Here is a 22,352-nt window from a genome sequence, read left to right as displayed (position 1 = left end):
GGCGTGCACTACGCGTCTTCATTTTTCATTTTTTTATCTACTTCAGCTTGAATCGTTTCCTTTTTCTTGCGCTCTTCATCTATTTCCAACTTAATTGTTGTAAACATTTCTTGATGGACACGGCACAGCTTCGTCCATCTGCTCACAAACCATTGCTCACTCCTCTGGTCTGTTTGCATGTAGCGTTGAAGCAACTCTGCATGTGCACTCGGAAATAATAGAAAATGAAGTAGAAATTCATGCTCTTCATCTGACATGGGACAAGCAGCCTCATAGGATCGAAAAAAACCTTTCCAGTCCGTTTTCTTCGTTCCAAGTGTTACACTTGATTGTTCAAAAAGAGTGGCGATTTCAACCACAAAAAAGCCGTACTCACTATTCTCAAAATTAGTGAGGGCGCTTCTTTCTTCTTGTATAAGTAAATGCAACGGACTCAGCCTTCCATGACATAGAGCGCGCCGCATAAGCTTGCCTTTTCCTTCGTCGTCGTGATCACGAGAAAAAAAATCTCGAGCACGCTGCATATTGACAAGATAAATCGCAGCAGATTTAAATACCATCTGCTCGAAAGGGGACGGATAGACATGGTGCTCTGCTTGATACAGGAATTGCTCCCAGACCATTTGCCTTTGATTGATCACCCGTACCATGTCCTGATAGAGCGTCATACACTCTGTTTCTTTTTCAAGCGTCTGTCGATGTAATTGACCCGCTTTAATAAAGAGATGACGATAGCGTTCGAGCAAGTCGGATGCATCAACCGTCTCACGAAACCAGGGCATTAAATAATAGCAGAGTTCATCCGTGCGGATAATGAGGTCGCCATATTTTGATGAAAGTGGGCAAACGGCATCAATCGTCATTTGTCGTGCCAGAGAATAGACCGTTTGTAACTTACGGATTTGCTGATCATTCAGCGCTTTCCTCTTAAGTGCAAATGTTCCTGAATACGTTTCAATCTTAATTAGATTTCCTTGATCGTCGAAATGATGGGGGTATAGGTCATATTGATAAAGTATTCGATTGATCTGATTACTCACTGTTGGCCCCAAATCATGTACCTCCAACGGATGCTCCTGTTTGCAGAAAAAGCGTGCTGAATTCATGGATCAGCCGTACTTTTTGATCCCAGACGTGCTTAAACTTTTGCACCGTAATGTCAGTTCGAATACCCTGATCTTTTTGAACAGTACTGTACACGAACTGAACCCACTCAGTAGGTTCAAACCATTGTGCAAGCATAAGATCTGCACTTCTTTGGTCAATGGCGTCGTTTCGACTCAGATGTTGGAGCAAGTGATGCACGGACTGCTCCTCATGTTCTAATGCTTCTCTAAGAAGGAGGTCAGCCAAAAGGCGGTACCCATCCATTGGTTGTGATTGCCCTAATTCACAGAAGAGGGTATCAAAAAGTTGTGTGCATGAATGGCTTGAGAAATCCTCTGGTAGTAAGAATGTCTTCATTTGGTGCTTATTGGATTCCCGCAGATGATCCGCCTTTTCCGCACGCGTGAATACCGAAGAAAAGCATGAATGGATCAGTTTCCATTCTTCATGGTCCATAACCTGGAAAGTCTTTGCTTGTTCAAAAACATTCTGGACATGGCTAGCCATTGAAAAATGCTCTTCAGTTACAGGGGTACTTCTACTTCTCATCATAAGATGCGTGATCAAGTCTGCCCAAAGCCCCTCATGACCCGCAATCGGAGCGACTTCATAGGGAGCATCATGACACGTAACTGCGTAATGTCCCACACGAACAAAGGGGAGACCGGAACGTGTCACATACATGCGGTCTATAAAAAATCGATCAGTAACCAATTGTTCCCGCCATTTCAAATGCAGCTTGAGCATGGCTTCGTTATCCCATATTCTGATTTTTTTCAATCCACGTTCGGTTTCAATGAGGAATGGTTGTTCATTTACCCTATTAATTTGTTTAAACCGGTAATTAGATTGTATGGCAGACATTAATAAAGATTGCTGATTATTCATCCTTCGCTGCCTTCGAACTTTTTGGTATATAAAGCAATTCACCTGCCTGAATTTCTCCAGTGGACAATTCATTCTTTCTCAGAAGCGTCGTGACCGGTACATGGTATCGTTCGGAAATACTCTCCAGCGATTCGCCCGATTGAACAATACAAATCTTGACCCGAGTTTTTTGATCCTTTTCTTCACCAGCAAGTACTTTAGTTAGGTACTGACTGGTCGCTTCAGAAGATTTGCCCTCTTCTTTCTTTTCCTGTTCCTCAGATTGAAGAGCTTCCTTTTGAATGGAAGGCTTTTGCCCAGCTTCAGGAACCGTTTGCGGTGCTGCCTGACCCGCTTGTGGTAATTCTTCAGATCTCTCCGATGTTTCATTAAAAGCAACAAACGGCGACGACGCATCCGCTCCATCCTCAAGTTCTCTCTTGCGGAATGCCTCATAGTGGAAATCAGTATGTTCATCATCACCCAATTGATTTATAGGCATCTCATCAAAATAAGATGAAAAATCAGAGTCGGCAAGTGAACTCTCATCTTTGGAAAATCTTTTTCCTTTTTTGGTTGGTTTCTTTTCTTTAGGTGCTTTTTCAAGAGCTTCTTCATTCTTAGCTGCTATTGTTTTTTCAAGGGGTTTAGCATTTTCTACCGACTTCTTTGGTTTTTCAACGTTTGCTTCTGCTTCCACCGACTTCTTTGGCTTTTCAACCGTTGCTTCTGCTTCCACCGGTTTCTTTGGCTTTTCAACCGTTGCTTGTGCTTCCACCGGTTTCTTTGGCTTTTCAACCGTTGCTTCTGCTTCCACCGGTTTCTTTGGCTTTTCAACGTTCGCTTCTGCTTCCACCGGTTTCTTTGGCTTTTCAACCGTTGCTTCTGCTTCCACCGGTTTCTTTGGTTTTTCAACCGTTGCTTCTGCTTCCACCGGTTTCTTTGGTTTTTCAGTTGGTAGCGGTGCTTCTTGTTTCATTGGCTTCTGTGTTTCTGCTGCCGGTGCCTGAACAGGCGCCTTTGCTTTTTCTTTGCGCTCTTGATATGTCGACTCTGACAAACCTGTGATAGCTATGTCTGCTTGCAGCTGGATATGACGATGCTCGGAAAGCTCATAATCAAACGAGTCAATAATCACAAATAAATTCTCCAGATTTGGCACGCGATCTGCCGGGATCGTAATGTCAATTGGAAAATGATGTTCTAACGTGTCCGTTCCACTGCCTGTTTCCATAATTTCATCAATCGTACGGAAGGGCGCGGTTTGATTTTCAAAATCACTTACCCCGTCTGCCTGTACCTCAGATGGTCGATATTCGCCTGTTAATCGAAGAAAGCCTTTAATGGTGATGTCATTCCAACTTTCTTCGACAGTGATATCGGGTTCTAGCGCCATTGACAATATTTCGTCTGCAGGTGCATCATCTCGAAGCCATACGGATTCATTTATCGAAAACTGCAAGCGATCATTCGAAGATTGAGACATTCCTTCCACCCTCTCATCCATTCTTATTAATGTTCTATGCTTGGAGGATGGAAATATGCCCGATGATTCTTATTTACTAAGTAAACGAACGCGCGGATTAATCCGTTTCTTTGGACTGTTTGCTCCATGACACAACGATCATGAAAAAGAAAGTTATGGATAAGATGGTTGAAACTCACTTTTACATTTTTTCAATAAAAATGCCTTCATCCTTTTTCCATTCACAATAAAATACATCCTTGTAATTATGAATATGGTGTAAGCGAAGATTTTTCAAGAGCCATTCTTCATTCAGACCCGCTTCTTTCACATTTTCCCAGTCAACTTCACCATCGCTAATAATTGTGATCGGCAAGTAGACCGATTTCTTCGGTTGACTTAAGTCTTCCATGGTCGGTGTGTCGTATTGAGACTTTTTAAGTACGCTTACCGTTCCGTCGGTTTCCAAGATCGCATAAGCTACTTCCCGAATCGAGAAAACACTCTTTTGTCTTAATAAATTAAGAAGCATATCAATGTCGAGTTTCTCTTTTTTCATCGCAGTTCGATCCAAGTGCCCATTCCGAATAATAATTGCTGGTTTCCCTTCGAGGAAAGATCGAGATGAACGAAATTTCTGGGTGCACCACTCAACCAAATAAATCAATAAACCCCATAGTGCAATGGCATACAATATGGAACCAATACCCACGTTCTTATCGTATAATGCATTTCCGACAAACTCCCCAAGAACGATAGCAGAAATAAAATCAAATGCCGTGACCTGTGCGAGTGTCGCCTTTCCGAGAATTTTTGTCATAATGAAAAGCCCAGAAAAACCAATGATTAACTCAATCGCTATTTTGACAAAGTGCATGTTCGGTTCACCTTCAGACGATTATTGACTTGAAAACATAGTTAGTGTGAGCAGAAATAGAATAAATATTTCATGCGATGCATCAAATGCTCCATCTAATTTATTTTTTCATAGCTGAAGGAGGTACGTGGTTTTCACTATAAAAAAATCAGGACGACAACAAAGGTTCTCATCCTGATTTGTATAGATTCTCAATCATGTACTTGATTGATCAAAAAATTGTTAAGTTGTTCATTTTGGATCGTCGTTATTAGTGCAAATAGGGTTCTAATGCTTGCCAAGCTTCATCTTTTCCCGTACCATTCAGCGAGGAAAAAATCAAGAACGGATCATCTGCCTGCAAACCGAGTGCCTTCTTTATGATTTGCTTATGCTTTTGATGCTTACTTCTCGGTACTTTGTCTGATTTCGTCGCCACAGTGATCACAGGATGTCCAAAATAGGCCAAATAATCATGCATTTGAATGTCTTCTTTGGACGGTGGATGGCGTAAATCAACCAATTGAACGACCGCCTTCAGCGGCTCCCTTTCCGAAAAATAAGTTTCCAGCATTCGCCCCCAAGCCTCTTTATCTTTTTTTGAAACTTTTGCGTAGCCATAACCGGGCACATCAACAAAGTAGAAGGCATGATTCACAATAAAATAGTTCAATTTTTGCGTTTTCCCAGGTTTTTCAGAGGTACGGACCAAATTTCTTCGGTTTAAAATTTTATTAATAAATGAAGACTTTCCAACATTGGATCGTCCTGCTAATGCTATTTCCGGCAGCCCATCTACTGGGTATTGTGCCGGTCCGACAGCACTTATCACGTATTCCGCCTGTGTTATTTTCATCGTCATCTCTCCTCAGATTGCGCCAACATCGTGCATGACGTGAACCTGTTGTGTCTCCATCATTCTATCTTATGTTCATTACTGCTGTCCAATAGAGTTGCTGATGTACGCTCGGTGCCCGCTTGCCGAAGACGATCCACGTTCCCCCTATACATGCGCCTTATCTCTAGGGCCGACTTGGTGCGCGATGACCACAAGCATCTTGCACCAAATCCACCATAGACACCATTCGTGTTAAACATGGCCATCCGTTTGTATAAAAAAAGCCGGATCAAATTGACCCAGCTGCTCAAGTAATCGATTAACCTTGCTTTTCAACACCTGATTCTGCTGAGTGTGCAGAGAGTGTCCGATTCAGAATCTGGTCCGAAAATGATGACTGTTCTTCTTTTTGCGGTTGTTCCATTTCGGGGTACAGGGACAATTCAAAAACTTGATGTAACGCGTCTACCGGAATAATCGTCGCCCGATCATAATTTTTCAAAGTCTCTTGCATATTTTCACTCGGAATAATGACACGTTTTGCCCCAGCTTCAACGGCAGCTTCGATCTTCGCCATGACTCCACCAATTGGCTTGACCTGTCCATGAAGCCCTAGCTCTCCAGTCATTGCAATATCTGAGTACACTTTCCGTCGGGAAATCGCCGAACTGATCGCCACAGCCATAGCGATACCGGCAGATGGTCCGTCGACTAATGCGCCCCCAGGAAAATTGACGTGAATGTGATAGCGATAGGCAGCAAAGCCCATCCGATTGAGTACAGTCAGGACATTTTCCACTGATGCACGCGCCATACTTTTTCTGGTAATTGAACGTCCGGAAGTCCCCATGGATTCCTCTTCAGCGATGCCTGTGATGGTTATACTGCCTTCATGTCTGCTCTTCACTGCAGTAGCTTCGACTTCTAAAAGCGTGCCTAGCCCTGGTCCATATACTGCAAGCCCATTCACTAGCCCCACTTCAGGATTGGCTTGAACCTTGCGACTCGGTTTCGGAGTAAGCCTGCTCGAACGAATCACCCATTCAATTTCATCGATACCAATGATGCTTGCTTCTTTATGTTTGGCTAAGGCAACGCCGGCTGCAATTTGCATGATGTTCACAGCCTCACGCCCATTTTTTGCATAATCTGCAATTTTTTCAACACAAGCACTTGATACATCAATGCCTAATTTAGCCGCAGAACGTTTCACAATCTTTCGAATATCAGTGCGGGTCAGCTCCGAAAAAAATACTTCGAGGCATCTTGAACGAATCGCAGGCGGAATTTCTTCAGGGCGGCGTGTTGTTGCGCCAATTAGTCTAAAATCTGCAGGTAAGCCTCTCTGAAAAATATCATGAATATACGCAGGGATTTGCTGATTTTCTGAATTATAATACGCACTTTCCAGAAATACCTTGCGATCTTCCAACACTTTCAGCAATTTATTTAATTGAATCGGGTGCAATTCACCGATTTCATCAATAAACAGAACGCCTCCATGCGCATGTGTCACCGCACCTTCCTTCGGCTGTGGAATACCCGCCTGTCCCATGGCTCCTGCCCCTTGATAAATGGGGTCATGCACCGAACCGATCAGTGGATCAGCAATCCCGCGTTCATCAAATCGTGCCGTCGCACCATCAAGCTCGACAAATGGGGCAGTGGGTTTGAATGGTGAATCTGGATTCTTTCTTGCTTCCTCGAGTACAAGACGTGCCGCTGCCGTCTTACCAATTCCAGGTGGTCCATAAATTATGACGTGTTGCGGATTCGCACCACAAAGTGCAGCGCGAAGTGCCACAATGCCATCCTCTTGGCCAATCACATCATCTAAAGTTCTAGGACGAATCCGTTCAGAGAGAGGTTCAGCCAGGGAATTTTGGCGCATTCGATTCAATGTGTCCATTTCTTTTTTTGATTCTCTATCTATTGAAATCTTCTGCACGTGCTGATTACGCAGTAGGCTCCAGAAATAAAGTCCAATGATCGCTCCGAAGAAAATTTGTGTAACAATTAATAGTACCATCCAGCTCATCTGTTGTTTTGCCTCCCGGAGAAACAGCCGCATCCTGCGACTTGCCCCATAGAAATTTCGTATAAAGGCATTATCTCCATTCGCAAAAGCAACTAAACAGTGACCATGAAGAAAACTTGGTAAAGCTAAGCGTCGGCGATGGCTGAGCCTTAGTTGAACTTATACTTTTTTCCTCTACGCTTTTTATCTTTTATTTATTGTTCACGATTATGAGAAAAATGCTCGGCAAATGCCGCACTGTCTTTATTTTGCATCGGTTTTGCTTCGATTGCTCGCTTGCCGCGGGCGCACTGTGAGCCTCCTCATACAACCAAAAATCTACGGGGTTTCTCTGGAACGCTGATCCTGCTGGCGTCTCGCTTCTTCGCTCCATTTTTAATCAAAAAGCCTTAGACTTTCATTTTCAGAATAACACCTGGGCAAATGCCGCACTATTCTTATTTTGCATCGGTTTTGCTTCGATTGCTCACTTGCCGCAGGCGCACCGCGAGCCTCCTCATACAACCAAAAATCTACGTGGTTTGGAACGCCGATCCCGCTGGAATTCCGCATATTTGCTCGGTTTACGCAAAAAGCCTCATTCTTGCTCATAAAAAAACGTTCGCTCCGAATTAAGAGCGAACGTCGTATCATTAAATTAGTTTATGCACTTTCTTTAGGTGTTTCAACGCTGACTTCCGTGCCATCACTCAGAATCAAAGTGGGACGTGATTTTCCATCAACTGTTTCTTTAGTGATTACGCATTTTTCAATGTCCTCGCGCGATGGTAATTCATACATCACATCAAGCATCATGCCTTCAATGATCGACCGTAAGCCACGCGCACCTGTTTTACGTTCAATGGCAAGTTTAGCAATGGACTCAAGTGCGTCATCTGTAAATTCCAGATCAACATCATCAAGTTCAAGCAACTTCTTATATTGCTTTACAAGTGCATTTTTTGGTTTGGTCAAGATGTCAACCAGTGCTTTCTCATCCAGTTGTTTCAATGTACTAATAACTGGGAGACGTCCGATAAATTCAGGAATCAGTCCGAATTTAAGTAAATCTTCAGGAAGAACATTCTTCAACGCATCATCCCGATGCATGTCCTGTGCCTTATTACCGGCACCAAATCCGATAACCTTCTTACCGAGACGACGTTTAATAATCTGTTCAATGCCATCAAAAGCACCGCCGCAGATAAACAAAATGTTTGTTGTATCGATTTGAATAAATTCCTGATGCGGGTGTTTTCTTCCACCTTGAGGCGGAACACTGGCAACTGTTCCTTCAAGAATCTTCAACAATGCCTGTTGAACGCCTTCACCGGATACATCACGTGTAATCGATGGATTTTCTGATTTTCGTGCGATTTTATCAATTTCATCGATGTAGATAATGCCCTTTTCAGCTTTTTCAACATCATAATCAGCAGCCTGAATCAATTTCAAAAGAATATTCTCGACATCTTCACCGACATAGCCCGCTTCAGTCAGCGATGTTGCATCGGCAATGGCAAAAGGTACATTTAAAATTCTTGCCAACGTTTGCGCGAGCAATGTTTTTCCGCTACCCGTCGGTCCGATCATCATGATATTACTTTTTGAAAGTTCAACATCATCGGGCTTTTGCTTACTGTTGATACGTTTATAGTGGTTATATACCGCTACCGACAAACTTTTCTTCGCATCATTCTGACCAATAACGTAATCTTCCAAGATTGAGCAGATTTCTTGCGGTTTCGGAATATCTTTGAATTCTACTTCTTCATCCGTACCTAATTCCTCTTCAACGATTTCCGTACACAATTCAATACATTCATCACAAATATAAACACCTGGTCCGGCTACAAGTTTGCGTACCTGGTCTTGAGTCTTTCCACAGAAAGAGCATTTCAGCTGCCCTTTTTCTTCGTTGAATTTAAACATTCTTTCACCCCTATTCATACATTCCTTTATTCGCGTTTCTTACAAAAAGCGAAACCTGGGCTTCTCGGCTGTTTTACCGACCATTCATTGATGAACGCCGCTTTTTAGTATCTTTCCCTTTTTCCCACAAATCGCGTAGTCTTTTGGAAAAGTACACGAGATGAATGATACCCATTACAGCCGCACCGCCCTGTAAAATGAACAGGAAATCGTTGCAGCAAAGAACCATTTCATTTACTAGTAAATTTTGTCACCTAACTGTGTGCCTCACACGATTGGGTGTTACAGCTTGCCCTATAGCAAGTTCTATGTAGGCATTGTAACATAAAATAACTCTTCCGATAAGCCATATGCTTTCTGTAAGAAAATATGTATGGCAAAGGAAAAATCATTCATTTTCCTTTGCGAATAAAAATAATAGTTGGTGGACGAACCCGTAGATTCGTCCACCAACATTCATTCAATTATGTTCTTGCTTGCTTATTTTTCTTCGGCAGCTTTTGGTTTGCTGTTTTCAACAAGAAAATCTACCGCTTTACGCAATTGGATATCACCCTTGATCAGATCCGTACCGCCCATTGCAGCTTTGATTTGATCAACGCTAATCTTATATTGGTCAGCCATTTTTTTCAGTTCTTCTTCAACATCTTCATCCGATGCTTCGATTGATTCTGCTTTGGCAATGGCTTCAAGTGTCAAGTTAGCACGAACGCGTTTCTCAGCATCGTCTTTCATCTGATCACGCAGAGCGTCCTTGTCTTGACCTGAAAGGGAAGTATACATTTCTAACGTCATTCCTTGAGCCTTCAAACGTTGTTCGAATTCCTTTAGAATGTTATCCTGTTCGTTTGAAATCATTACTTCAGGAACATCGATTTCAGCATTTGCTGCAGCTTGCTGCACAACACTGTCGCGTTTGCTGTTCTCAGCATCTGCTGCTTTGTGTTCCTTTTGATGATTCTTGATTTTTTCTTTCAGGGCATCAAGTGTTTCAACTTCTTCATCGACATCTTTAGCAAATTCGTCATCCAGTTCAGGAAGTTGTTTCTGCTTGATTTCATTAACCTTTACTTTAAATGTTGCTTCTTTTCCTTTCAATTCTTCAGCATGATAATCTTCAGGGAAAGTGACAACAACATCTTTTTCTGCACCGACTTTAACACCAACGAGCTGGTCTTCAAAACCTGGGATAAAGGAACCAGAACCAATTTCGAGTGAGTAGTTTTCAGCTTTGCCGCCTTCGAATTGTTTGCCGTCAACATAACCGTCAAAATCGATAAGAGCAGTATCGCCTTGTTCCACTTCACCGTCTTCTTTAACAACTAATTCTGCATAGCGTTCTTGAAGATGTTTAATTTCATGATCGACATCTTCATCAGTGACTTCCGTACTCTTTTCTTCAACTTCGAGGCCTTTGTAGTCGCCGAGTTTAACTTCCGGCTTTACAGTGACATCTGCTTTGAGTACCAACTTTTTGCCTTTACCGATTTCTTCAACATCAACTTGCGGCTTGTCCACCGGTTCGATACCCGTCTGATCAATTGCTTCAGAGTAAGCATCTGGAAGGACAAAATCAATTGCATCTTCATAAAGTGCTTCTACACCGAAGCGTTGTTCAAATAACACGCGCGGTACTCTACCTTTACGAAAACCAGGAACGTTGACTTTCTTAACGACTTTTTTGAAGGCTTTGTCCAGAGCTTCGTTAAAGCTATCCGCATCAACTTCAAAAGTTAATGTGCCAACATTACCTTCTTTTTTTTCCCATTTTGCTTCTACAGTCATTTATTCTTACCTCCACCATCTATCTTCATGCTTTTTCAGCATATTGGCTTTTTGCCTGAATCACGCGCAAACATCCGCCATTTGTTATGCCGACGTGAGTGCATCTCTGGGGATGCCCTGCAGCAAAGCAATGACAACCCTGTTATTATAACATAAGAGTTTCTTGTGAAAAACTTATTTGTACGAAATTGTCGCTGATATGCTTCAAAGGATCATTAAGAGGACCAAATTCCGTAACTTTCAACATCTTGCACCATGCTTACCGCTGAATGATACTCTTCTTCCTCCACACCAAATCGACTCAATAATTTTATCTCATCCGCAGAAGAGCCCCCCATTGCTCGAATAGAAAAAACGGCAGCCCATAATGGGACGGAGGCCGGTACAAACGGTTTTGGATAGACATTCATTGTAAAGAACCGTTCCATGTCAACCGCTAAATCCGCTAACGTTGGATTGTCTGAATCCAATTTCCGCCTGATTTCCTCTTCAATCTGATCGGCAAAGCGCTTATTGAGAAAATCCTCGCTGTCCAATTGGACGTGATAGACCGCCCCAAATTTCTTCATGGAGATCTCACTAGCCAGTTTGCCTTCCTTGACGGCACAGAGCAACATGGTTTTGATTTCAGGTTGCTGATGCTCATCCATCAAGAAACGCTCGATTTCCGGAAGATGCTTTGTTTTTAACTGGCCTGTTAAATTATGGAGAAGGAGCATTTGAGTGTTCGAATCAGCTTTTTCTAAAGCCGGCCAATCAAGACTCTGTTCTGCTCCCTGTTCGCGTTGCTGCTTATTTGGGAGAGCACCGACGTCCTCACCTATTGATTGGTTCCATTCTGGTTCATGAAGCCGAATTCGGCAGAACTTCTGCATCTGAAGAAAGAAATCCTTTAATTCAAGCGGTACATTATGTTTCTTATTGGCTTTCATTATCTCTTGCAATGCGCTTTTATAATCTTTCCGCTCAATGAGAATGGTTAAATAGAGACGGAACACGTCATAGTAATAGGGCGTATCTTCCTCCAGCAGTAAAACAACCGATTCTTCGGCAGCACGATAATCACCTAGTTCTACGGAACAAACCGACCAGCCATACAGGCCACGGATGTCATGTTCATCGATTTCAAGCATTTCTCCAAACAAATCGCGGGCTTGATTATAATTTTTCTCTTCCACCAGCTCCATTGCCTTTGCCAGCAGCCGTTCATCCAAATGAGGGAACATGACCAGCTTGCTGTTATCACGATTTGTCTTTCCATTGTTCTTCATCTTGCATGTCCCGCTTCCGTCGTCTTTGTGTTTAGAATATCAGTTTCGTTCTTCCATAGCAATGAACAGACCGTTCTTATTCAAATGAGAACGCCCATGCACCCTTTCGGAAAACCGGTACCCGCACTCCATCACTTGTCACACCGTCAATATCAAGCTCTGCGGATCCGACCATAAAATCTTCATGGATTAAGCTGTCATTCACACCTGCTTGATCAAGACCGGATTCATCCAGCTCATTACCGCCTTCAATGCAGGTCGGATAGGCTTTACCGAGTGCCAGATGGCATGATGCATTCTCATCAAATAGAGTATTGAAAAAAACTAGCCCGGATTCAGAAACCGGTGAATGATGCGGTACAAGAGCAACCTCGCCTAGCCGTCGTGCACCAGGATCTGATTCAAGGAGATGTTTCAGTGTTTCTTCACCTTTTTCCGCTTTAAAATCAACCACTTCTCCATCTTTGAATGTTAATGAAAAGTGATCAATGATTCCTCCATCAGAATTCAAAGGCATTGTACTCATCACCGTTCCATTCACACCACGTTTATCCGGGAGTGTAAACACTTCTTCGGTCGGTATATTAGCATTAAAGACAATGCCTGCTGTTGATGGTCCTGAACCGCCACTCCAGATATGTCCGACTGGCAAATCAATAGTTAAATTCGTTCCTGGGGCGCGATAAATCAACTGTTTGAATTTTTTACGATTCATAAATGTGCTTGCTTTATGCATCGTTTCGTTATGTACGTCCCAAGCAGCAATCGGATCCTCGTGACCACTTACTCTGCTAATTCGTAAAATTTCTTCTAGTAATGCATGCTTCGCTTCTTCAATCGGCTTATCCGGAAATACTTTCTTCGCCCACGCAATTGTTGGATAGGCAACAATGGACCATTGCGTTTCATCCTTCATAATGCACTGCATATAATCCTTCAATCCTTGACTTGATGCTTTCATAAATGCACCGACACGTCCACTATCAATTCCGTCATATAAATCAGGATTAGGTCCATAGATATGGAGTACTGCATAGTTGTCTCGAACTGCTGCATTCTGAGCGGCAAATTTCCAATCGGGAATAGTTTCAAGAGCATCCAATGGTGCATAATTTAACCGCAACCGATCGACAGTATCATCCCCCCATCGTATGGTCACATCCTTTGCTCCTGCTTTATAAGCTTCCTCGGTCACAAGGTGCGCAAAATCAGCTGCCTCAATTGGTGACGTAAGAAAAACACCTTGCCCAGGTTGTAGATTAATCCCTGTCTTAATCGCCAGCTTTGCAAATTTTTGCAATGATTCCTTAAATGTATCCATAGTAACAAACCTCCATCATTTATTGTTTCATTATAGACGACTTGGTGCGGATGGGAAACATTGGGAATCACACATTATCTTTTTAGATGTTTACAAGAACATACATTCGTATATAATGAAATTAATCATGATTTAGTGAGTAGATTCAGCATGAAATGAGAAAGAAGGTTTGAATTGAAAACGAACAAATTAACCAATGGATCAAATATGCGTTGGGAATCAAGCAGAATGATGCTTCCCGAACATGTTCAGGCACTACGAGCACTCGCAAATGAAGAGACAAAAATCAGCAAACCTCAACTAGATGAACAGAAGTGGGAGGAAATCGAAAGAATTGTGCATGACGCCATATACCATAGAAAAAGATTAAATGTCTCGTATTATAAAGACGGAGCGATCAAAGACTTATCAAACAGTGAAGTGAATTTGAATCAAAACGGTCAAAGCCTACAAATCACTGATTCATTTGGTATCCGCTGGACAATCGCTGCACATGATCTCATCGATGTTGCATACAGCGCGCCAATCAACGGAGATTCGCAACATCAAACTTTGTGATCTACTGCCGCATTTTTAGTCCTTATTTGCTCAAATCTGAACAGTCGACAAAAAGGAAAACCTATCTTGATCTCGAATAATTTTATTCGTTGAGCATTCCCATTCATCAATACTTGCTTTTATACTTAAATGGAGAATGAGGTGATTCTATGTGCGGACGTTTCACAATCATCGCACCTTATGAATATATCATTGATCGCTTCCACGTGAAGCATGCCACTGGGAAAGAACTTTATCGTGCAAATTATAATGTCGCTCCAGGGCAAAACATCCTTACAGTGATTAGAGGGAATAACGGAAACCGGATGGGGTATCTGCGATGGGGCCTCATCCCTTCTTGGGCCAAGGATGAAAAAATCGGCTATAAACTAATCAACGCTCGAGTGGAGAGTATCCGAGAAAAACCGAGCTTTCGGGATGCATTTCACAAAAGGCGCTGTTTAATTGTTGCTGATTCATTCTATGAATGGACGCATCGACAGCCAAAAGAAAAAAAGCCCTATCGTTTCATGATGAAAACAGGTGAGCTCTTCGCGATGGCCGGATTATGGGAATCATGGCGAACATCAAATCAACGCGTCATTCACAGTTGTACAATCATCACAACAGAAGCCAATACAATCATGCAACCGATTCATGATCGTATGCCGATCATACTGAGAAAAGAAAATGAAGCACAGTGGCTTGATCCCACAACAGACAGTCAAACCTTAATGAACATAATGCAGCCATATAATTCCAATCAAATGCAGGCATACGAAGTATCACAAGATGTAAATTCTCCACGTCACAATGCCCCATATTTGATTGAAAAGCTATGATGCACTTTTCACCCTCATTTTGGGACACAAAACTTGTCTACTCTTCATGTCACTACACGAAACGTATAAGAAAAAAGTCCGTTTGCTCCCAATATATTGAGCAAGCGGACTTTTTCTATATGACTCACAGTGAAGCGCGGTATATTGCTAAAACATCATCACGATCCAATCGCTTAAATTGTCCAAATACACCTCGCGCCATCGCACGATCAACGAGCAAATCAAGCTTACTGTCGTCGATGTCATAGTCGGCAAGCCGGCTTGGCGCACCAATGCTCGTCCAGAAGTCACGCAACGCCTGAATGCCTTCCAACGCAACATCTCGATCGCTCTTCCCCTTTGGATCGATATGGAAAACACGTTCAGCCATCTGTTTAAATCGACCGACATTTACATCAAGGTTATGCCTCATCCAGTTCGGGAAAATAATCGCAAGGCCACCTCCATGCGGAATGTCATAGACAGCTGAAACCGCATGTTCCAAATTATGCGATGCCCAATCCCCATTGAAGCCCATAGAAACCATGCCATTCAATGCCATCGTCCCACAATAAAGAATCGTCTCACGCAAATCATAATTTTCAAGATCATTAACCAGTTTCGGTGCTGTCTCAATAACTGTCTGCAAAATAGATTCACAGAGTCTGTCTTGCAACGGCGTATGTTCAGTTGGATGAAAATAATGTTCAAATACATGGGCCATCATGTCAACCATTCCATAGATCGTTTGATTTTTCGGGACTGAAAAAGTAACCGTTGGATCAAGGATCGAGAATGCCGGATAGGAATACGCACTCCCCCACCCATATTTTTCATGTGTATCCCAGTTGGTAATTACGGAAGCAGGATTCATTTCAGAACCAGTCGCTGCAATCGTTAATACTGTGCCGAAAGGAAGCGCGTCATGGACAGCTTTCTTTCTCGTAATGAATGTCCAAGGGTCGCCATCGAATTTTGCACCAACAGCAATTGCTTTCGTACAATCAATGACACTTCCACCGCCAACCGCAAGCAGAAATTGAATATCCTGTTCGGCACAGATAGAAATACCCTTCTTAACCGTTGAAAGGCGTGGATTCGGTTCAACTCCAGACAGTTCATGCACCTCTGCATTGACTTCTTTTAACAATTTCATCACTTGATCATATAAGCCGGTACGTTTGATGCTTCCACCGCCGTAGACAAGCAAAACACGTTTTCCATAGTTTGGAACTTGAGTTTTCAATGCTTCCAATTGGCCCTTACCAAAGATCAATGTTGTCGGGTTGTGAAATACGAAATTATCCAAAAATAATCGCCTCTCTTAAAAAAAATAAACAGAACACTTGACGCTACACTTCTATTATAAACTGATTATGATCAATGACGCTTGATTCCTGATTTCAAACAAACCTTTTTCCGAATTTAAGAATTGATCATCGTGTGCGTTGTCAAAAAAAATGACTGATAATCAATTTTTTGTATTTCTTCATCAAATCATAGATAATAGATCTATTCAATACGGATCGTTGACTATACCTTGATGCTGGGATGTGTATGGTTTTGTCTTTTTCCGCGTACCGTTTCTTACAGTTTCTTTTGTCACTCTGTATGGCACTATTTATCATTTGTTCCGCCATTCAGCTTACACTGCTGTTCACACCACTTTATTATCTTGATGTTTGGTTCCTAGATATCGCAAAACAATCTGGGATGGATAGAACACAAATTATCGAAAATTATCGCTACATGATTCATTATTTGCTGAATCCACTTCCGCAAACTTTTGATCTGCCCTCTATTCCCTATTCAAATCCAGGCAGAATTCACTTTCAAGACGTTAAGCACCTTTTCTTCCTCATTGATCTAATTCTCGTAGTGACCGGGGTCTTCAGTGCAATTGGCATTTGGATTAAAAGAAAATATCATGATTATTACTATTTGCGAACTGCGGCTCTTTTGCTTACAGTGTTCACAATTCTTCCGCTTGTTGCCTTTGCTATTGATTTCAACGGCACATTCATACTCTTTCATAAACTCTTTTTTCGTAATAATTACTGGATTTTCGACGCACAAACAGATCCGGTGATTAACATTTTGCCAGAGACGTTCTTTCTCCATGCTGCATTGCTTATTCTCGGCCTAATTGCAGTTGGGATCATCACTTTGCTCCTTATTTATAGAAAGAAGACGCGGTGAATAGAATAACCTTATGACAAGATGACTTGATTAAAACAGGGCACAAATCCTCAAAGGAACTGTGCCCTGCCTATTTTTTTCAACGATCAACGGTTCGCATAGCGATACATCAATAGTTGGTTCAGAACAGCGATTTGATCTTTTAATGATTGACCAATATTTGTTTCCATAACTTTTTTGCGTCTGAGTTCACGATCGACAAGTCTACGCACCGAAAGCACATCCGTCCCCTTCAACACAACATCTTCTTTTGATGTAAAGCGTTGATGGGCAACTAATTGCATACCATAAGAATTGTATAGAAGCGTATAACCAGCAATGCCCGTCTCCGATTGATAGGCTTTGGAGAAACCACCGTCAATCACGATCATCTTGCCATTTGCCTTGATTGGATTTTCTCCATTAATTTCTTGGACCGGTGTATGTCCGTTGATAATGTGCCCTTCTTCGGGATCGAGATCAAATTCTCCTAGGATCCGACGACAAGTGGTTTCTAGTTCACGCAGTTTGTAGTAGGGATTCTTCTGTTCTCGATGTGTCTCCTTATCGGCAATAAAATACCGCTCAAAAGTGGTCATCTCTTTCTTCCCAAAAAGTGATGAATTTTCGCCTGTCCATAAATACCATACCATGTCGGTGGCAAAGTCATCGTGAAGTGATGGATGCGCGCAACTCTCACGTAAATAGTGCTCAAAAACATCAAGAAGTGCCTTTCCAGAATAATTTATTCCTTGAATCCTCATTTTCTTTAAGCTTCCGTCTTCATTTAACGGAATACAGCCATGAATAAGCAAATTTCCATTGTATTTCAGATAGAGGCTTCCCTTATCTAGCAGGAAATTCATTTGTCTACCGAGCTTTTCAGAATGCTGGATTGAATGCAATAAACGCTCGAGCACTTGCTCTTCTTCTGTTGTAAGGTCCTCGGGATGTTCCGGATTAATCGTCGCAAAGCAGGTGTTTGTAAGTGGATAGGTCTTGCCATTCAAACAAATGGTCTGACGCGCATAATCTATTTTTTCTAACAAGAGCCGTTGCTTCATTTGGAAATCAGGACATCTCTTGATTATGGGCATTTCCAATTTGAATTGAATCATTGCGATTGCTTGATGAATTTTCGTAATTTGTAGTTTCTCATTTTCTGAAACACGATCTTCTGCTGAGATCTTTGGACGGAAGGCGGGGTTATCTTGATAGTATTTTTCAGCAAGGTTGAGTAGCGGAATAAGATTAATACCGTAGAAATCTTCAATGATGTCCAGATTGTTGTATCTTGCACAAATACGGATGATATTTGCCAGACATACCTTAGAGCCTGCATAGGCACCCATCCAAAGGACATCATGATTTCCCCATTGAATATCAACAGAATGATAGTTCATTAACGTGTCCATGATTCTATCCGGATTTGCGCCACGATCATAGATATCTCCGACAACATGGAGATGATCGACAACCAGTCGCTGAATGGTGTAGGCAAGACCAGTAATCAGTTTGCTTGCCATTCCAAGTGAGATGATTCGGTTAATAATTTTCGTATAGTATTCCTTTTTATTCGTGAATTCATCGGTTTTATATAACAGTTCTTCGATGATATAGACAAATTGTACCGGCAACGCTTTACGTACCTTGGAACGTGTGTATTTCGTTGATGCAAATGCTGTCAGCTTAATCATATGTCCGATCGTTTCTGCATACCACTGATTTAAGCGTTGGGGTGATTCAATATTTTTTTTTACGAGCTCGAGCTTCTCTTCAGGGTAATAGACCAGCGTTGCGAACGAATTGATCTGTTTCTGGGTCCATTTCTCCTTGTACAGATCCTTAATTTTTTCTTTCACATTCCCGGAACCATTGCGGAGTACGTGTTGAAAAGCATAATATTCCCCATGTAAGTCGCTCACAAAGTGTTCCGTTCCCTTTGGCAAGTTCAAGATCGCCTCTAGATTAATAATTTCCGTCGCAACTTTTTCCTCACAATCATATTTCTCAGCGAGTAAATCCAGATACTTTGTATCCATCTGCATCCCCTTACCCCAAAAATTATCATTTTTTATCTGCATACATGGAAACGATCACAAATAATCGTAGTACTTAGAAGAACAGAGCTACCGAAAGAGATGCTCATAAAGTAGATCAACAATAAGTATATCACATAAATAGTTATATCGATCTATTATGATGCTTTATTAGTTTATTGTTCTACATTAAAATGATTAAATCCTGCAAAAATTATTTTGAGAAACAATTCACATTTATGTAACAAAAATTGTAATCATTAACGACACTCAAGAATTATACTGTAATCAGGGTATCACTTGTAATCAATGTAAGCGGTACCATGAAAAGGAGGATGGATAAACATGGTTCAATGGTTAAGAACAAGTAAACCGGCATCATTTATATTATTAGTCTTGCGTGTTTGGTTAGGCTGGCAGTGGTTGGTGGACGGCATTCATAAAGTGTTTGGTGCTCAACCTTTTGATGCTTCTGGTTTTATGAAAGGTGTAATTGCTAATCCAGTTAAAGGTCCCACAGGAAACGTGCTCTATGGACCGTTCAATGCCTTTATTCAGCACATCGCCTTGCCAGGATCAGGATTTTTCAGTTTCTTGGTTAAATGGGGGGAACTGCTCTGCGGTTTAGGCCTACTTCTTGGCACACTGACCACCGCCGCTGTATTCTTCGCCTTATTAATGAACTTTATGTATTTATTCGCTGGCACGGTATCAAGTAATCCGCTCTATATTCTTATTGGTGGAATCATTCTTTTTGCTGGGTTTAATGCAGGTAAATGGGGCGGGGACTATTGGGTTATTCCTTGGATTCGTCAAACATTTAGCAGCAAGTTCGGGAAAAAAAGTAATCAATTAAATGCCTAAGAAACAAATGATTTTCAGAATTTTATAGATAAATAAAAGCCGCACATCAGTCATAAATGATTGATGTGCGGCTTTATTTCCGACCTTAATTGTTGACCGCTTGCTGTTCTTCGTTCATCGTTCTCATCGATTGTGCCACTTTAACCATCATCGCACACTCAATGCGCTTACGAAAAATATCACAACCGAATTCAAAATTCCCGTTAAGAGAACCCGTCGCATGCAACGAATTAGCCGGGCAGCCACCACTGCAATACAGTTTTGCCCAGCAATCTTGACATTCGGGTTTGGAATAACAGTTCGTTTCTTTAAATTGTTCCTGTATTTCGCTATTTTTAATCCCATCCCAAATATTGCCCATGCTGTAGTCGCCATCGCCTACAAATTGATGACAAGGGTAAAGCTCTCCCCACGGTGTCACCGCTAGATATTCGGTGCCTGATCCGCAACCCGAAATTCTTTTAAAGATACATGGCCCTTCAGAGAGATCGAGCATGTAATGATAGAAGACAAAACCCCGACCTTCTTCCTCACGTTTCAACATCTCTTTCGCCAGAATTTCATATTGGTTGTAGATTTCAGGAAGGTCCTCTTCCTTCAGTGCATAAGGTTCTTTTGGATCACAAATCACCGGTTCCATTGAAAGACGATCAAAACCAAGATCTGCCATATGGAAAATATCGTTTGTGAAGTCGATGTTATTATGTGTAAATGTACCGCGTACATAGTATTCTTTATCTCCCCGTTTCTTCACGAAATTCTGGAATTTAGGGACGATGTACTCATAACTGCCTTTTCCATTAATCGTTTTACGCAGTCGATCATGCACTTCTTTTCGACCATCAAGACTCAGAACGACATTGTGCATTTCTTTATTCAGAAAATCAATAACCTCATCGTTAAGTAATAGCCCATTCGTGGTCAATGTGAAACGAAAATGTTTGTTACATTCTTCTTCCTTGCTCCGGGCATAGGCAACGAGTTGCTTTACGACTTTCCAATCCATCAGTGGCTCACCGCCAAAGAAGTCGACATCAAGATTACGATGAAAGCCGCAATTTTCGAGTAAGAAGTCAATGGCACGTTTGCCAACTTCATAGCTCATGATGGCTCGCTCACCATGGTACTTTCCTTGACTGGCGAAACAGTATTCACACGAGAGGTTGCAGGTATGTGCAACGTTGAGACAAAGCGCTTTTGTATAGGTTTTACGCTTTTTCAAGTTAAAGGAAAGATCCTTAAATTCATCCTCAGAGAAGAGCTGTCCGTTTTCTTTTAACTGGGCAATATCGTCTAAGGTCTCACGTATGCTTTCTTCTGTTACATCCTCTTGTTTCGAATAGTGATCAAGCAATTGAGCAACAATTTCATCAGTGCTGTTCTGTTCATAAAGTGCAATCGCGTCATATGCCAAATCGTCGACAGCATGGACTGAACCACTAAATGTATCCAGGACAATATTGTATCCGTTTAATTTGTATTGATGAATCATACCTCTACTCCCTCTTTCCAAAAAATAGCCGCCCAGCTGCGAAAGACAGTTGGGCGGTAGAGTTCTAGTGCTTATCGATTTGTCGGTTCGGCACATTTCTGGTTAGCAACACCACAAGATGTTTTACAAGCCGATTGGCATGAAGTTTGGCATTCACCATGTCCACCATGATTTACAGATTCTTTTAGATTCATTGTGTTCAGCGTAACGATTCTTTTCATCATACACGTCCCCTTTTATTGTGTAGTTATCATCGAACACGAAGGTTCTTCAATGACCTTTATTTCGACCTTATCCACCAAAATCAGTTTTCCTGTGTTATCTCCTCTATTTCAGCCCCAGAAAACATTGAAAACCTACTTTCCTCAGTATACAGAAAGTAGGTTTTCATTACTGTGATGTTTGATATTGTAATTGGAGATAATTAGAAATTGCCACTCAACACGCTGATGAGATTTGTCTTTCTTCCGATAGTGAATGCTCTATTTCAATCCTGTCACAAAGTTTATTAATAAGTACAATGCCTTGTTCCACTCGATCTAATTGATTATGAGCGTCTTTTAACAGTTGTTCGAAAGCGGGATACTCTTGATTCAATTCTTATCGCTCCTTTATTCCAGTGGATTTTCACAGATATGAAAGCCTTACACTACATTTCTGCCTTCCGATAGTTTGATGTTAGCATTTATTCCTGAACATACCCTATTTTGTCTACTATATTCACTTCAAAGATCATAAACAGCATGACTGGTCAATGACCTCCATAGCTCTTATGAAAAATTATCCTGTTTCTGAAAAAGGTGCTCGTTTGAAGGAACAGCATAAATTATTGAACAGTGGAAAAGGGAAAAGAATAAATTATTACGATTCAACCATTGACAGATCTTATCACATTCTTTAAAATAATAAAGGTCGTCATGAAATTTGAAATTTGTCCCAGTAGCTCAGCTGGATAGAGCAAC

General features: G+C 41.6%; 18 protein-coding genes. 4 read left to right on the top strand and 14 right to left on the bottom strand.

Features of this window, described 5'->3' with window-relative positions:
- Window positions 1–8: 8 nt before the first annotated feature.
- The 10 genes from NIE32_RS05250 to NIE32_RS05205 form a co-directional block, all read right to left on the bottom strand.
- Entirely contained in the window at window positions 9–1,052 is a 1,044-nt protein-coding gene (locus NIE32_RS05250; protein ID WP_253053670.1) for a protein kinase family protein, read from the bottom strand.
- A 1-nt stretch (window position 1,053) separates the two neighbouring features.
- Window positions 1,054–1,995 carry a hypothetical protein gene (locus NIE32_RS05245; protein ID WP_253053669.1) on the bottom strand — a complete coding sequence of 314 codons (942 nt, stop codon included), beginning with the start codon at window positions 1,993–1,995 and terminating at the stop codon, window positions 1,054–1,056.
- On the bottom strand, window positions 1,988–3,460 hold the full coding sequence (locus NIE32_RS05240) for a LysM peptidoglycan-binding domain-containing protein (RefSeq protein WP_253053668.1): 1,473 nt from the start codon (window positions 3,458–3,460) through the stop codon (window positions 1,988–1,990). Before NIE32_RS05240 ends, NIE32_RS05245 begins: the two co-directional genes overlap by 8 nt.
- A gap of 181 nt (window positions 3,461–3,641) precedes the next feature.
- Window positions 3,642–4,316, bottom strand: a complete 675-nt coding sequence (locus NIE32_RS05235) for a DUF421 domain-containing protein (protein WP_253053667.1) — start codon at window positions 4,314–4,316, stop codon at window positions 3,642–3,644.
- A 250-nt stretch (window positions 4,317–4,566) separates the two neighbouring features.
- Window positions 4,567–5,151, bottom strand: coding sequence for a ribosome biogenesis GTP-binding protein YihA/YsxC (yihA, locus tag NIE32_RS05230; protein WP_253053666.1), 585 nt, complete (start codon window positions 5,149–5,151; stop codon window positions 4,567–4,569).
- A 301-nt stretch (window positions 5,152–5,452) separates the two neighbouring features.
- Window positions 5,453–7,171, bottom strand: a complete 1,719-nt coding sequence (gene lonB, locus NIE32_RS05225) for an ATP-dependent protease LonB (RefSeq protein ID WP_253053665.1) — start codon at window positions 7,169–7,171, stop codon at window positions 5,453–5,455.
- A 642-nt stretch (window positions 7,172–7,813) separates the two neighbouring features.
- Window positions 7,814–9,082 carry an ATP-dependent protease ATP-binding subunit ClpX gene (gene clpX, locus NIE32_RS05220; protein ID WP_253053664.1) on the bottom strand — a complete coding sequence of 423 codons (1,269 nt, stop codon included), beginning with the start codon at window positions 9,080–9,082 and terminating at the stop codon, window positions 7,814–7,816.
- A 480-nt stretch (window positions 9,083–9,562) separates the two neighbouring features.
- Window positions 9,563–10,867: a trigger factor gene (gene tig, locus NIE32_RS05215; RefSeq protein WP_253053662.1), complete on the bottom strand. Its 1,305-nt coding sequence runs from the start codon at window positions 10,865–10,867 to the stop codon at window positions 9,563–9,565.
- A gap of 215 nt (window positions 10,868–11,082) precedes the next feature.
- On the bottom strand, window positions 11,083–12,138 hold the full coding sequence (locus tag NIE32_RS05210; RefSeq protein WP_253053660.1) for a tetratricopeptide repeat protein: 1,056 nt from the start codon (window positions 12,136–12,138) through the stop codon (window positions 11,083–11,085).
- 76 nt (window positions 12,139–12,214) lie between these two features.
- On the bottom strand, window positions 12,215–13,459 hold the full coding sequence (locus NIE32_RS05205) for an aminopeptidase (RefSeq protein WP_253053659.1): 1,245 nt from the start codon (window positions 13,457–13,459) through the stop codon (window positions 12,215–12,217).
- Between the two features lie 174 nt (window positions 13,460–13,633).
- Here NIE32_RS05205 and NIE32_RS05200 point away from each other — a divergent pair, with 174 nt between their 5' ends.
- Together NIE32_RS05200 and NIE32_RS05195 are read left to right on the top strand one after the other, a co-directional pair.
- Window positions 13,634–14,017, top strand: a complete 384-nt coding sequence (locus NIE32_RS05200) for a YolD-like family protein (RefSeq protein ID WP_253053658.1) — start codon at window positions 13,634–13,636, stop codon at window positions 14,015–14,017.
- Between the two features lie 149 nt (window positions 14,018–14,166).
- A complete protein-coding gene (locus NIE32_RS05195; RefSeq protein ID WP_253053657.1) occupies window positions 14,167–14,838 on the top strand; it encodes an SOS response-associated peptidase in 672 nt (223 codons plus the stop codon).
- Between the two features lie 124 nt (window positions 14,839–14,962).
- On the opposite strand, the gene NIE32_RS05190 is transcribed toward NIE32_RS05195, so the two are convergent.
- The gene (locus tag NIE32_RS05190) at window positions 14,963–16,126 is read right to left on the bottom strand and encodes an iron-containing alcohol dehydrogenase (protein WP_253053656.1); all 1,164 of its coding nucleotides are present in this window, start codon (window positions 16,124–16,126) and stop codon (window positions 14,963–14,965) included.
- A 254-nt stretch (window positions 16,127–16,380) separates the two neighbouring features.
- On the opposite strand from NIE32_RS05190, the gene NIE32_RS05185 reads away from it, so the two are divergent.
- Window positions 16,381–17,016, top strand: a complete 636-nt coding sequence (locus NIE32_RS05185) for a TIGR01906 family membrane protein (RefSeq protein ID WP_381450774.1) — start codon at window positions 16,381–16,383, stop codon at window positions 17,014–17,016.
- A gap of 86 nt (window positions 17,017–17,102) precedes the next feature.
- Here the strand turns inward: NIE32_RS05185 and NIE32_RS05180 are convergent, their stop codons facing one another.
- Window positions 17,103–19,037, bottom strand: a complete 1,935-nt coding sequence (locus NIE32_RS05180) for a fructose-1,6-bisphosphatase (protein ID WP_253053654.1) — start codon at window positions 19,035–19,037, stop codon at window positions 17,103–17,105.
- 342 nt (window positions 19,038–19,379) lie between these two features.
- Between NIE32_RS05180 and NIE32_RS05175 the strand changes: the two genes are divergently transcribed.
- Complete coding sequence (locus NIE32_RS05175) at window positions 19,380–19,898, top strand: DoxX family membrane protein (protein WP_253053653.1); 519 nt, start codon at window positions 19,380–19,382, stop codon at window positions 19,896–19,898.
- Window positions 19,899–19,983: 85 nt separating this feature from the next.
- Here NIE32_RS05175 and scfB read toward each other — a convergent pair whose 3' ends face one another.
- Window positions 19,984–21,390 carry a thioether cross-link-forming SCIFF peptide maturase gene (scfB, locus tag NIE32_RS05170; RefSeq protein WP_253053652.1) on the bottom strand — a complete coding sequence of 469 codons (1,407 nt, stop codon included), beginning with the start codon at window positions 21,388–21,390 and terminating at the stop codon, window positions 19,984–19,986.
- A gap of 71 nt (window positions 21,391–21,461) precedes the next feature.
- Window positions 21,462–21,611, bottom strand: a complete 150-nt coding sequence (gene scfA, locus NIE32_RS05165; RefSeq protein WP_253053951.1) for a six-cysteine ranthipeptide SCIFF — start codon at window positions 21,609–21,611, stop codon at window positions 21,462–21,464.
- Window positions 21,612–22,352: the final 741 nt, after the last annotated feature.

This window comes from Sporolactobacillus kofuensis, assembly GCF_024125425.1.
GTDB lineage: Bacteria > Bacillota > Bacilli > Bacillales > Sporolactobacillaceae > Sporolactobacillus > Sporolactobacillus kofuensis.
This window is presented reverse-complemented; position numbering and strand designations above follow the sequence as displayed.